Here is a 13946-nt window from a genome sequence, read left to right as displayed (position 1 = left end):
AGAGGTACAAGCCTGCCCCATACGTGAAATGGGACAGACAGCAAAAGAGGAGAGAACCATGAATGTGGCTCTCTCCTCTTTTGCTGCGGCTGAAAACTAATCCAGCTCGAATAAATTCCGTTTTACAAAACGTATTTCAGCATAAATGCTGTCCGGCCTGAGCGTTCCCGTCTCCGCCGCCTTTGGACCGATTATCATCGTCATCCCGTCCATGTCGTCCGGGATTATTCCGTCTCCTTTATCCCCTGTAAAATGAAGCGTATACCAGATATCGCTTGCACTGCTTCCCATGCTGCCCTTTGTTCCCTGCTCCCCCGTAATCTTGACAACGGGGAAGTTGGAAACGCCGTTTTCCTCCGGGAGGCCTGTCAATGTGTATACTGTCTCATCGAACTCATTGACCGCCGGCAGGCCGTTTTCCCCCTTTTCGCCCTTTTTACCGACTGTCAGCGGTGTTGTCTCACCGTCGGACGCGTTGATTTTCTGGACGCGGAAGGAAAGCTCCAGCGTCTCGTCGTACTCATCGTAATAACAGGTATAACGGTTCGGCGCCCCGGCATCCTGGGCCAGCTCAATGCCGGAAATGTTTCCGCCCTCCCGGACTACGGTGTCGTAGTAGGTGGTTTCTTCTGTTTCGCTGTTGAGGGCGGCGTAGATGGTGTTGATGAAGAGTTTCATTTCCATGTCGGGAACGAGCTGCGCATCATCGGAATCTGTGCCCTCTGTCACATCGTAGAGAGAAAAACCGGTGTAATAAATTTTGCCTTTGGAGTAGAGGTAGTAGTTATTTCTTGCATCCCTGACGGTTGTGTCAAAGTATTTCGACTCGTCATCTTTACCCGAACCTGCAAATGTATACCAGACGGTCACATCATCAATTTTTCCCTTTCCAAGCTCCCTTTCCAGATCAAGCTGGTAGTAGGGCGCATGATTTTTGGCAACCTTTACTTTCGCTTCGGAAACCTCGTCTGAAATCTTAAATGGATATAATCCGATTTGTCCTTCATTCAAAGGTTCAATATACTCCGTACGCGGTTTTACTCCTAATGCGAGATTCAATGAGAGCTGTGTGTTATACGGCGAGGCCGTGTTGACTAATGATGCATAACTGCTGCCCTCTTTCGGAATAAACGCATACTCTAACAGGGCTCCGTTGGTAAATCCCTGCAGTTCCTCTATCTCGGTCCAGCGTCTGCTGCTGCCTTTGTCTCTTTTGTCTTTGGGTTTTATATCTGTGGTTATGGCAAAGCGATCCATGCCCACGGTGTATCTGAGTTTTTGGGTGAATAAATAGTTCCATGCGTTTTGAGATGGATATAAGGAATCTCCTTTTCCTGCCACATTGTTCAGCACGTACTTAGTTTCAACCGGATTTGCACTGTCTCCGGCGACTTTTTTCTGCCACACATAACCATACAAGTTAGTAACGTCTTCCTCCAACCGGATCGCTAAATAGTCTTTTCCATTAGACTTAAACTTATAATATGTATCTCCTGCTATTTTAATTGGGTTCTTTTCATCTACAATATCTTTGGAGATCGCTTCGTAACTCCCCAGTGCCGAATGCAGGTCTTTTACATTAAACGAATTCCATCCGATAGTAGTCATCTGAAGATTGCCATTACTCTTTTCATACAATGCTCTTAATTCGTCTTCTGTTACATAACCAGTATGTGCGTAATAATAATAAACCCAACTCCATGTGCGGTAAATCATACTTCCAAATTTCTCATAGAAGTCATATGCCGAAACCGAAACATTCTTTTCTCCTGTCGTCTTTACGGTTCTTCCCCCACCATTTATCCAGTCCGCAGAAGATATATTCCACCCTATGTACAAATCAGAAATTTGTCTTCCGTCATCTGCGTCAATCGGCCTTATAACTGCTTTATAAGACCCTGCTTGTTCGACCACAGAATGTAATCCTTCCGGATCGAGGTAAACAGTTCCTTCTCCTATGTTATGGTTATTATCTTTCCACTCTTTTTCGTTTTTCCCTAAATAGTCGTTATATTGCTCTTCACTGATAAGCACCCTCTTATAATTCGGGTCGGATTCAGTTGGTTTTTCCTGCTGCCCTTCCTGGATTGTCATATTGCGGTAATAATAATCCACTTCTTCAGGAGCGTAATAGTTCTCTGAGTTGACATACGAAAAAGCATCCCCTGTAAAAATAATTGGTTTTTTTAATTCTTCTGAGTAACTCTTTAAAACCTTTTCAGCCTCCTTCGTATCCAGATCAATTATATCTCCCTTCAATTCAGAGGAAAAATCGGTACCGACCACAATTAAATCATAACGGGATAATGTGGTTGAATTTATTTCCCCGCCCGCGCAAGCCGCGGCAAAATCGCCCTCCGATATCGTTTCAAAATCGCCGTTTTCAAAATTGAAATGATACTCACCGCCATTTTGTTCCGCTTCTTCTATCAACCGGGTAAATTGTGGATTTTTATCCAGCGTTTTTCCTCCAATCGTATCCGAATATGGTGTAATCTGAAGTACTTTTACATCTTTCTTTTTCAAATCCGGCCGCATGTATCCGATCCACACACTATAAAGAGGATTCTTTTTATCAAGTGTGGATACTTTCACTTGAAACTGACATATTTCTTCGATTGAATCGACCGGCATCGGTGTCGTATAGCGTCCTGTGATCCTGGATCCCTCCACAATATAATCGTTTGGAGATAAATCCGCAAAACGGCAGGTAAAAACCTGATCGTTTTTAATAGATGCACTGGCATTATTATGTGCCCCCGGCTTTCCTGATGTGGATGCTCCTTCCCCTTCTTCATCAAAATAACCGTCACCATTGCGATCCACGATAATTTTCATGATAATATTTTCGGCTTTGTCCCCCAGGGGCATTTCAATTGCATAGTCAAATGTCAGCGTATTCGATTTAGCTAAAGTATTCAACTCCGGCCTTGTATCTGGATTCCAGCCCTTCTGTACAATTGTAGGTACAATCCCATCATCCTCATTTTTGATAAGCTGGGAATCCTTAATACTAATGGAACTCTTAAAATCTTTTTTTAAATCTACTGTTTTCGTAGTTGGATTTGTTATCTTCGAATCCATCAATACCAGCTTATCAAAATAAGTCTCATCCGGGCTTTTATCATAGTAATTTCTTACATCATCTATCCCATATAGTGCAAAAAGCAATCTGGAATCAATATCACATTCCTCATTATATGGATTATTGTTCATATCGATCCATTGGAATTCACTCATTTGTTTTATAGCATCGGATTTAAGCTGTTCTGTAATTATAACCGGCTGTCCTGATTTTACAAACTCTGCTAATTGTTTTTGCATAAATTGAGTCACGTCTTCGCCGCTAAATCTCGCTTTGCTTACTGCAGTGTCTGCCCCCAAAGCTTGAAGTTCTAAAGATAATTCTACATTCTTCAGAAAATACTCTCCTGGCACTTTACTCCATTTATCGCGTAATAACGGATTCCAATTCGCGCTGCCGCTGCCTGTTAGAGGATAAGAACCTGTATTTAAAGATACACCTGATGCTTTCTTATTTATATCAGTATCAAATTGTTCTTTAGTTGTATAGTCATTTGCAAGAAGACCATTGATTAAAGTCTGAGGAATAATTGTATCGTTAGGGAATCCGTTACTACGATACTTTACACTCTTTGAACCGCCAACATCAGATGTATTCAGCAGCGATGCGTCATCTCCTATAAGTATCAAATCATACTCTGCGACGAGATCTACCGCCATGCCATTCAAAGTATTCGGGGTTACGTATGTAACTGATATGTCATCCTCGTCAACTCCAATTGCCGTTGCAAGTTTTGGAAGGTTGCCCGGTACAGAAAGCCAATAGCTGTTACTCGGCTCTATCTCTAAAACTTTTACGCTTCCATCTTCAGGCTCCTCCGGTGGATTTCCCCCTCCCGACGGCTTATTATCTGTAAAATCAAGAATTTTTTCAACATTATCTCTTCCAGTAACAAAATCCAGATATCCGGTTTGATCGTCGTCTCTATAAATCAAAATATTATCCCACTTTGGGGGAATAAAGTCCTCCGAGCGCCATGCAAAGTTGCCGCCGTTTGGCCCAACATCCTTTCTTGGAAGAGTATTTAAAATATCATCCCTCCATTCATCCGTTTGTTTATTTTTGTTTTCATGAATGATCCCAGTATTTTTATCTATATAATTATTTTCATTTGTAGATGTCCCATCTTCAAACCAATTTTTAAAGTCTGCAGGGTCATCCGCATAATTCAACATCTGGTATAAGCGAAACATGTTACTGCTTGTCGGAGTTCCCTGCCTGAACGGAGCAGATGAAATAGAGACCGACATACGCACATTTTCTGATATAGCCCGGTAGTATAAATGAAGGGCTGTATCCCAGCTGATATCGTCAGTTGCCTTAAAATTGTCTGATGTTTTAGGCTTCTCCATTCCAGCTTTTCCAAACAACTGTTGGGCTCCTGTTATCTGGTTTCCTGATGCTATATGGAGATAATTGATTTTATCTTTTTCGCTTTTCGACATTGTTTCCAGACCTGAAGGAGTCACCACCTTGTAGTTTATTACAAACTCTTTGTCGAAGGTCTCCAGTGCCGCTTTATTGGCTTGGTAATTTTCCCAGATCGATTTCTGGGGATCAAATGTACCAATCCCAAGCATAAAAAGTTTAAATACTTCATTATTAACCAGCGTCTTGCTGCCATTCTCTCCCTGGACTACCGTAAAAGGTTCATTCTGTGTGCTATTGCTCTTCCCCTCCCAGTAAAAGAATTTATTGTAATCATATTCTTTATAAAACTCACTGGTCTGAAGAAGCGTTTCCAATTTCTGTTTAGAAATATTTTCTTTACCTTGTATATAGAAACCGAGGATCGCCTGGTTTGTCTCAGGAACTACTTCCACAACATTAAATATATATCTATTTTCGGAATCCTTCTCCATATTAAAAGAACCTGCCAGCGCCGGTTCCTGCCTGTTCCAAAGCGCAATCCCTCCAGCCAGCACGCAAAATTTGTTTTTCTTTTTCTGTACACGAACTTCCATTACTGCCCCCCATCCCCGCCGTCACTGCTGCCGTTCCACCACAGCACAGCCAGCCTGTTTCTTGGAGTCGCGCTGGTATTTACGGAATAGCTCTTACTGTCCAGATATTGGAATGTGATTGCAAAGTCCACAGTTACTTTTCCTTCAGTTTTATAAAAATACCCTGCGTCACCAATCCGCTCTTCCTGTGTCAGTACAGGATAAATCGTAAACTTCAGCTCCCGCACCTTATCGCTGATCAGGTATTCCCGTCCTTTGCCCGCGTTTTCTTCAAATGCTTTTCTTACCGTATCAGGCGAAAGCGCACCCAGGGACTGAAGCTGTTCTTTCTTCCCGTCTTCTTTTTCACCATCTTCTTCTCCGGTTGAATCTGGCTCTTCCAATGCACTGGAATCCTCTTCCGCAAGAAAGCCGCTGTTTTGATACAGACAGTTTGTCTCCTTATTATACCATAACATTTCACCGCTGAATTTCGCCTTCCCGGCCTCCTTTGTCACTTCACCGGTAAACAGATAGGTTCCTTTCTCCCCCTCGCTGAGGTACAATGACCTGGCTCCCATCACGGTATTGCTGATTCTCCTGCTGACGGTCTGGCTTTCTGTCTGAATATTGGAATAGGAAACCGTAGAGCGGTAAAGGCGGGTGGAACTGCCGAACAGGGACGTCATCATTAGCCCGACTATTGCCATCACTGAAATCCCTACTAAAAGCTCGATCAGCGTAAATCCTTTATTTGCATTCTTCCGGCTCTCTTTCCCGGTCATTAATGCCGCTTTTATTTCTGCTCTGTCCATGCCGTCCCTCCTTTCCCTCTCTATTTATTCCATTACTGTTCACATCGCATTGCACTGTAACAATAACGCGCCCCGAGATGTTCAGAAATGGCAAAGAACGCCATTTCACGCCAGCATCTTTTCATATACCAAAACTACTGCACCACACCTGCATCGCCGGTCTCACACCGGCCATTTTCCTGGTAAACGGTAAGGTACTGCGTTTTTCCGGCCCCGGTTACCGCCAGTGTGCCGGCTCCCTCTATGCAGGAGCCGGTATCCCGGTCAAAGCGCCAGACGTGGATCAGGGTTCCCTTGGAATCCTCTTCCACGCCGCTTCCTTCTCCGCTCCCGCCGGACAGCAGTTCGTATTTCATAACACCCGAGCGCCCCAGCATAACCTTCTCCGACTGGATCTCCCAGTAAGTGTCTTCCTCATCATCCGATTTTCGTTTTTCTATCTCATGCACGCAGTAATAGTCTTTATCTTTCAAGTAAAGGCTCAGGCGCCATTTCCCGGATTTCGACATGGCGCTTGTCTTTGAGAGATTGATCTGATTGCTGAGGGCGTTGACATACTTTTCTGTTTCCTTCCTCTTTGCCGAGTTGGTTCCCAGGAAAAGCATCCCGCTGAGTACCAGAAGAATGGTCATTGCAATGATGAGTTCTATCAGTGAAAATCCCCCGTTTGCCTTATCCTCTTTTCCTGCATTCATCATTTTCCGCCTCCCTGCTCACGCCCGGAGCGGCTCCAGTTTTCTCTGGTCACAAAATCTTCGTAGTCGTTCAGCACGGTAGACGCCACGTCACTGTAATCGTAAAAATATTCTGCTACCTCTTCTCTGTCAAGAATGGGTTCAAAGGTCTGGCCGTCAGCCGTCAGTTTGGCGCTCCCGGTGATTGATATTTTCCCCGCCGCCATCAGCAGTCCGTTATACGTTCCTTCTCCGTATACTTCTATATCTTTCGCAGAAACTACAAGGCCGCCTTTCATAGTATATGTTCTCCCCAGCGTACTGACTTTTGCCTCGCCGTCATCGTCCAGTTGAACCGTTACCGAATCACCGCTCAACAGCACATAACTGCCGCCCGATTCAGACTCGTCCTCATTGGAAAGAAATACCGGTTCTCCGTTCAGCTTTGCCACTTTATCCACTTTTACATAATTGCCAATCGGAAGGATTGCGGAAAGCCCCGTTACTGCCTCCGAAGCACGGCCGCCCACGCGATCCGTCTCCGCCAGGTTCATTTTCAGGTTGTTAAACGAAGCGTCAAGGTTTCCTATCAGGTTCGCCCATTCGATACTGCTGCTTACGCCGCTCTGCCCTTTCTCCAGGAGCTGGAATAGATGACCGTCTTCCCCTTCATCCTTTCCCGCCACCTGATACAGGGAACCGGATGTATTGATTTGAGCCGAACTGCCGCCCTCAGCTATCCATACGCCTCCATTAAATGTACTTTCCGGACTTTTGCCTCCCGTCATGCCGCTCTTTTGAAGCAGCTCGTCAAAGGAATCGGCTTCATTTTTCAGGTAATTATTGAAATATTTTCTTCTGTCATTTTCCGAGTTGAAATTGTAATAAACATAGACTTTCCCATTGAGGATTACGGGAACAGCGGGTGAATTTTCCCTGTCATACTCAGAGACTGAGATTCCTTTTCCACTGTCATCCGCCGCTTTTGGATTACCTACCTTAATCAGATAATGGGCCTCATTTCCGCCCATGTTATCGGGAAGCTTTACATGGAGTGTCAACGTATAAGCATCCTCTTCCTCCGGCAGCAGTACGGGGTTGGAGCCTGCCGCTTCTTTCTTCCCGTTCCACTCCAATGTAATGGATGACTCCGGCAACAGGTAAATGGTCTGTGTCGCTTTCACAGCCAGGGATTCTCCCATCGGATATACATCCTGGCCTGTGATTGCATCGTTGAATCTCATATAGGCGCGGCCGGCCAAAATCAGAGTATCCAGCCCGGTCATGTCGAGTTTGCTCCCTCTGTCATTGATAATAATCGCACTGCTCTTATTCGGAGTCTCTTTTGTCAGCTCCCCGTCATCCCCCTCGTTGCCATATCCGTAATAGCTGCCCTTTAAAGTCACCGTATTCCTGTCTCCTGACAGGGTCATATCATCCTTAATAAAGAAACTTGCATTTTCCGCTGTAAGTACAGAAGAAACATCCATCCGGATTCCGTCTGCCCATACCCGGCTCTGCGCGCCCGTGTTCTCATCCGGCAAAATTGTTAAATCTGCGCTCTTACTGGCCGTCAGGGTTCCCGCCGATGTAAACAGGCTGCTTGCCACCTCTGTTTTGCTGTGTTCAACCGTAAATGATTGACCGTAAATCTTCCCGGCAAAGTAATTGTCCGGGCTGCCGGTTCCGTTCACATTGACTTCGATTCCGCCGTTTGCCGCCAGAACATAATCTAACAGAGCTTCCCCTTCATTCATAAATCTCACATAGGGCGCTGTTATTTTTAAGTCCACGGTTATAGCCGATTCAATCCCTGTTTCCGGATTTGTATACATGATGCAGAAATCCTTGAACAGGATCCCGTTGTAAATCTCTTTGCCGCCGGCAGCAAACCTGCCGCCCGCCATTCCGCTTTTCAGCCCGTTTCCAGACGGTTCACTGTCCTGCCCCGTATATTTTTCCAGTACAATCGAACCAATTGACACGTCCAGCTCCTTTTCCTGTATTGTATCAGAAAAAGACGCCAGTTTTTCTGCCGCATTTTTCCTGTTATCCCCGCTGTTGTCATCCGATAAAGGCATTTCGATCCCAAAAGCCTCATCTGCCAGCAGATCGCTTACAAACCTGGTTTTCAACTGCAGATTGGCCTCGTCATTTGTCCGGTAGCCGTCCTTATAAAGCGAGCCCATGACCTCGACATAATTTTCTTTCAGGATATTGCTGGCCATCCTTCCGGTCTGCGCGTAGATTTCATCCAGCGCCGTTTCCAGATAATAAAAATTCTTGTCGGATCTCCGGTTCAGATTCCTCATTTTCACATTCAAAAGAGCCGTGCTTAGGGCCATGACTCCTAAAATGGCAATCAGGGAAACGATCGTCAGCGCCATAATCATCGCAGAACCTGTATTATTCAGTTTTCTTCTTTCCGGCAAATGTTTTAACCGCTTTCCCATTCCGGATCCTCCTGTCTTTATCTGCTCTGATTCTGACGTATCATCTACTCAGTCTGTCCGGGTTTCTTTCGTACTTTCTCCTATGTCTATTCCGATTTTGTTGAATCCAGCTTCAGCACTTCCCTGCCTCTTTCCGGATCCCCATTCTCCGCTCCGGTCCCGCTGTAATCAGCTTCATATACCGTTACCGTCAGATGATAAAGCCTGTTTTCCGCTTCCTTCCAGGATACAGGTTCTTTTCCGCCGATGTTGGAATAGATTAAAAGTTCCGTGCCTTCCGCTGATTCTATCTTTACTTTCTCGTCCTGGTTCGCCTCTTCCGCTTCATACTGATCCGGATTTGCCGCTACGATGAACAATTCCATCTCCTCTTCCAGGGAAGAACCGATATAAATCCTGTCAAACCCGGGAAATCCCGATTCTTCGGCCTCCCCGCCGTCTTTGGCTTCCTCCGATGTCCAGGTATATTTTGTCTCATTATCCGGAAGGAAGAGATAAACGCGGTTTGCCGGAAGTCCGGTTTTCTTATCTTTGACGACGTTCTTCTTTACCGATGCAAAACTGGCCCCGACGGATTCCTCTGCGCTGTAGCTATTTCCCTCCGTCTCCTTTACCGTGTACACGGCCTGGGCCTGGACCGTCAGGGTTCCGGCTTCGCCGCTGCCGCCATCCGCCGCAGCCGTTTCCTTTACAGACAGCCACAGATACCGTTTTACATCTTCCTCCGTATATACCGTCTCATCCTCCGAACCGGAACCGTCTGAATCTTCCGCCGCTCCTTCTCCGCCGTCTTCTTCGTCTTCCTCCTCATCCGGATTTACCTTTAAAAGTAGCTGGGAAGTCAGGCTTTTATCATCCTTCATCAGGGCCTGCGGTTCAATCACCACATTCTGGAAACTGCTGACATCGGCTATATTGGGCATCTGGTACCGGTTGATCGAATATGATTTCTCCTGGTCTTCGCCCTCCGTCGAATTATACTTCTCATAATCGGCTTCCGCACAGATAAGATAGGCCGCCTTTCCGGAACCGGATGCATCTCTTCCATATTCCGCAGTCAGCCTGTATCCCTGCCGTGAACCGGATGACGATGGATTCCCATCGCCGCCCTCTTCCCCGGCCGGTGTACCGTCGTCTGAGCCGGATCCGTCTTCCAGCCGTTCCACGCGGTAAATCGTATTCCCTATCACGACATTTCCGCCGGCGCTATTCCCGCTTCCGTCATCTTCTCCCGGAGTTCCACCGCCTCCGGCCAGAAATGTTTCCAGGTTTTCAAACGGATATCCCTTCAGCTCCTCCATCGTCCGCTTTGCCGCGTCCAGCACAAGCTCATCTTTCCTGGCTTTTGTATTCATCCGTCTGCTGATCACGAAAGACTGAAGAAGCACGCCTGCCATGATGGAAAGGACAGCAAGCGCGATCAACAGTTCAATCAGCGTAAATCCTCCGTTCCTTTTCTTCATGGCAGCCGTGCTCCTTTCTGTAACCAACTTGGCGTTACCGTTCACTCCATTACTTTAGAATCTCCACATCGCCGGTTTTGCTCTCAACCACAAACCTCGGCCTCAAATCATCCTCACCAGCCACGGCAATCCGCATTTTTTTATCCGTACGGTTCTCAATCTGGACTTTTACCTGGCTCAAATCGGTACCGCCCATTCTTGGGGAGCTGAGAACATAGATGTCCAGCATATCTCCCTCCGGATACAGAACATGAGGACGGCCGTTTTCTCCCAGCGTATAGGTAATGCTGTACGTTCCGCCGTTCTCCTCTGCGCGGATTACCAAAGTTTCCTCCTCGTTTTTGTCTGAAACCACCTTTTCCCTGTCATCCGGCCCGGCAATCACTTTTGCATTCATGTCGGATGCGGATGGGTAAAGCATGATATAACAGTCATAATCTTTTTTAATCGCCTCTATCTGTTCGACGGTGCCTCCGTCATAAGAAAGAGCCGTTCCGGAGCGGAAGATATTGTCCGTTCCAATGGGAACCGTAATCTTCGGCTCCTCAAACACCCTGCCTTCCCCGCGGATCGCATACTGGTACATTGTAACAGTTGCATCCACCACGTTGGCTTCGGTATTATATGACGCCGAAATATCGGAAATTGTATTCTTGTCCTGATAGGAAAATACATAGTCCAGAAATTCTTTCCACTGTTTATAATCCAGCTGGACCGGTAACTGCAGTGTGCTCACGGCCAGAGTATAGGGCGCCATATTTCCCGGGTCCGTTGACTGGAACTGATAAATGTCTGCTGGATCCGTATATGACACGGAAACCACCTGTGTGTCAAACCGCTCTTCCAGGCCGGTTACAAACATAATCTGCTGCACCTGTGAGATATCCGCCGGATATTGGGTCAGCATCAGCTGATATGCTTCATTATAATCTTTTGTATTCTGGATGTACTCATCTTTCTTTGCAAGAACTCTCATCCTCTCGTCATATTCCTGCTGAAGTTCCTCTTTTCTGGATATCACTTCGGCCGTCTTCTTCTCAAGATTCTTAGCCCCGAAAAACCAGGACGCGGCAACTATGCCAAGTGATAATGCGAGGAAAATCAGTTCTTTGTCCCGTGATGTCATTTTCATGATGCCGTCCCCCCGCTTTCATTTCCATCCGCAGCGGCTGCACCTTCCGGGACAGGTGCGGGATCTGCCGCCGGAACAGCTGCTTCCGGAGTTGTATTTAAAACCGCCCCGTCCGGGATGCTGACCTCTGCTTCGGGAGCCGGCTGTGCGGCAGCTTCCGCCGCAGGCATGATTCCTGCATTTGCCGTCATCACGGCCGTTTCCGCCTCTGCCGGAGGCATCTGAGGCTGTACCGGAGGCGTCTGCGGCTGTATCGGAGGCGTCTGCGGCTGTACCGGAGGCGTCTGCGGCTGTACCAGAGGCGTCTGCGGCTGTACCGGAGCTTCTGTCGGCGTCACGGCCTGCGCCTGCGGCTGGACTGATGCCGTATTAATCTGCTCCCCCGCAGAAGCAGCAGTATTTCCCTGTTTCAAAGCGGGCGCGGCCTCCGGTACGGCTGCTTCCCCGGCAGCGGCTCCGTCTTCACGGGCCAAACGTTCCTGCCCGTCAATTGGCGTATCGGCGCCTGAAGTGTTTTTCTCCCCCGCTCCGATGGTTTCACCGCCGTCACCTTCCGTATCTCCATTTTCCGTTTTATCTCCGTCCATGACGCCTTCGGGATCCCAGATATCGCTGTATTCCTCCGGCATCAAATTTCCCAGCGCTTCCGCCCTGGTTCCCGGATTCAGCAGGGAATCCTGGTTCACCAGAATACAAGTCAGGGAGAAGGCAACGGTCTCCTTATCTCCCTCAAATACACTGGAAAGTGCGCTGACTTTTACCTCGGATACATTGGCAATCATATTAAGCTGCTGGATCAGCCTGGCCACTGTCTTCTTTCCCTCCGCCAATGCGGAAAAGCTCACCTGTCCCTCACTGCAGCTAAAACTCTGAATGGATATATTGCTCGGCCGAAGCTGTTCAAATATGGTAATAAAATCGGAAAGGCTCTCGTTATCCGTTCTTACCATCGCCTGAATCTGTCCGACATCGCTATAGCGTGACTGCGCCTGTTTATAGTTTTCCAGGATTGGTTTTACATCCTCCACGGTCAGCAGCCGGTTCTGCAAATCGATGGTTTCCATTGCCTCACTAAAGAAATCGACAGCCGGTATTGTAATAATCACCACAGATAAAAACAGCGCCAGAAGAATCATGATGCGGTAGGCCTTTGCCTCCACCTTTCTCCTGATATCCTGTTCAAGCTGTTTGGGAATCATGCCCACCGGATCGATCACTGCACCAATGTTATCCATGTATCTCAGGACTTCTTTCATGGAAATCCCGGAACTTTCCCTCACCGTTACCTGCTTTAATGCCGTAATCATTTCCACGGGCAGATGAAGCTGGTTCTCAAAGAGGCCGTCCAGCCCTCCGATATGGGAGCCGTCGCCGATGATGTAGATAAGCTCCAGCGGCTGATCCACATTGCGCCCCGTATAGTATTCAATGACTCTCTTTATGTTGCTGACCAGATAATAAAGATTGTCGGTCAGTTCATCGCCGTCGTCAAAGTTATTATGTATAAGCTGTCTGCGTTCCAGAATCTCCTGCGCATCCTCTTCGCTGCAGTTTTTCTTTTCCATCACCGCCTGTAGAAGGGTAATACTTCCAAAATCCACATGGCGCTGAAGGACCATAACCGTATCGTTATAGATCGTAAGAACGGTGTGTTCTTCGTCAAGCTGGATGACGAGACACGGTTCATCGCCAATCTGGTTGGAGGTGAGCTGGAATACGCTGTTGCCGATATAATCAAGTGATATCAGTTTCAGATGTGCCAGTTTCGCCGCATCGTAATAAGACTGCACCATATCGTTCGGCGCGGCCACAACCATCAGGCGGAGTTTGGACTTTTTCTTTTTTCCGGTCCGCTTTTTCTTCTTTTTCGGTTTCTTTTTCTCTGGTTCTTCTCCGTCTTCCTCCTCGGATTCCGTCTCCTCTTCCACTACTCTGGAGATTGTAAAATAAGACAGGACATAATCCGTCAGTTCCACCGGGAAATACTCCGGTGCGTTGACCCTTAAGGCAGTCTTCAGTTTCTCTTCGTTCATTTCAGGCAGAACTACTTCTCTGCTCATGATACGATCAGAGGGAAGAGAGAACACCACTTTCTTTGTCTTAATATTGGCATATTTCAGCGTACTGTTCAGGTACTCTCCAAAACCCCGGACATCCACTATGATTCCACCCGACACCAGACTTTCCGGCACTTCCTTTGTCAGAAGCCTGTAAACCGTTACACCGCGCCTGCCTTCAGACAATTCCGCAATTCTTATATGGTTGTCATTCAATACAATCGATAACAGCTTACCCATAAATGATCCTTTCCATTTGTTTTGCTGTCCCTGCGCGATGATAAACAGGTCAAATGACGAAAGTGATACTGATCCGATTGATGC

The 13946-nt window shown here is 47.0% G+C and carries 7 protein-coding genes; all 7 read right to left on the bottom strand.

Going from position 1 to position 13946, the window contains the following annotated elements; all coding sequences use genetic code 11:
• Window positions 1-96: 96 nt before the first annotated feature.
• The 7 genes from V3C10_03890 to pilM all read right to left on the bottom strand — a co-directional run bounded on the left by V3C10_03890 (window position 97) and on the right by pilM (window position 13862).
• On the bottom strand, window positions 97-5049 hold the full coding sequence (locus V3C10_03890; protein WVP62980.1) for a DUF5057 domain-containing protein: 4953 nt from the start codon (window positions 5047-5049) through the stop codon (window positions 97-99).
• A complete protein-coding gene (locus tag V3C10_03885; protein WVP62979.1) occupies window positions 5049-5843 on the bottom strand; it encodes a prepilin-type N-terminal cleavage/methylation domain-containing protein in 795 nt (264 codons plus the stop codon). The genes V3C10_03890 and V3C10_03885 overlap by 1 nt, the downstream gene beginning before the upstream one ends.
• A 134-nt stretch (window positions 5844-5977) precedes the next feature.
• Window positions 5978-6541, bottom strand: a complete 564-nt coding sequence (locus tag V3C10_03880; protein ID WVP62978.1) for a prepilin-type N-terminal cleavage/methylation domain-containing protein — start codon at window positions 6539-6541, stop codon at window positions 5978-5980.
• Entirely contained in the window at window positions 6538-8970 is a 2433-nt protein-coding gene (locus tag V3C10_03875) for a hypothetical protein (protein ID WVP62977.1), read from the bottom strand. Before V3C10_03875 ends, V3C10_03880 begins: the two co-directional genes overlap by 4 nt.
• 86 nt (window positions 8971-9056) lie before the next feature.
• Window positions 9057-10433 carry a type II secretion system protein gene (locus V3C10_03870; protein ID WVP62976.1) on the bottom strand — a complete coding sequence of 459 codons (1377 nt, stop codon included), beginning with the start codon at window positions 10431-10433 and terminating at the stop codon, window positions 9057-9059.
• A gap of 49 nt (window positions 10434-10482) precedes the next feature.
• On the bottom strand, window positions 10483-11565 hold the full coding sequence (locus V3C10_03865) for a hypothetical protein (protein ID WVP62975.1): 1083 nt from the start codon (window positions 11563-11565) through the stop codon (window positions 10483-10485).
• Window positions 11562-13862, bottom strand: a complete 2301-nt coding sequence (gene pilM / locus V3C10_03860; protein ID WVP62974.1) for a pilus assembly protein PilM — start codon at window positions 13860-13862, stop codon at window positions 11562-11564. Before pilM ends, V3C10_03865 begins: the two co-directional genes overlap by 4 nt.
• Window positions 13863-13946 lie beyond the last annotated feature (84 nt).

Source organism: [Clostridium] symbiosum (assembly GCA_036419695.1).
Lineage (GTDB): Bacteria > Bacillota > Clostridia > Lachnospirales > Lachnospiraceae > Otoolea > Otoolea symbiosa_A.
Note: the sequence above shows the minus strand (reverse complement) of the source record. Positions and strands in the feature narration are given on the sequence as shown.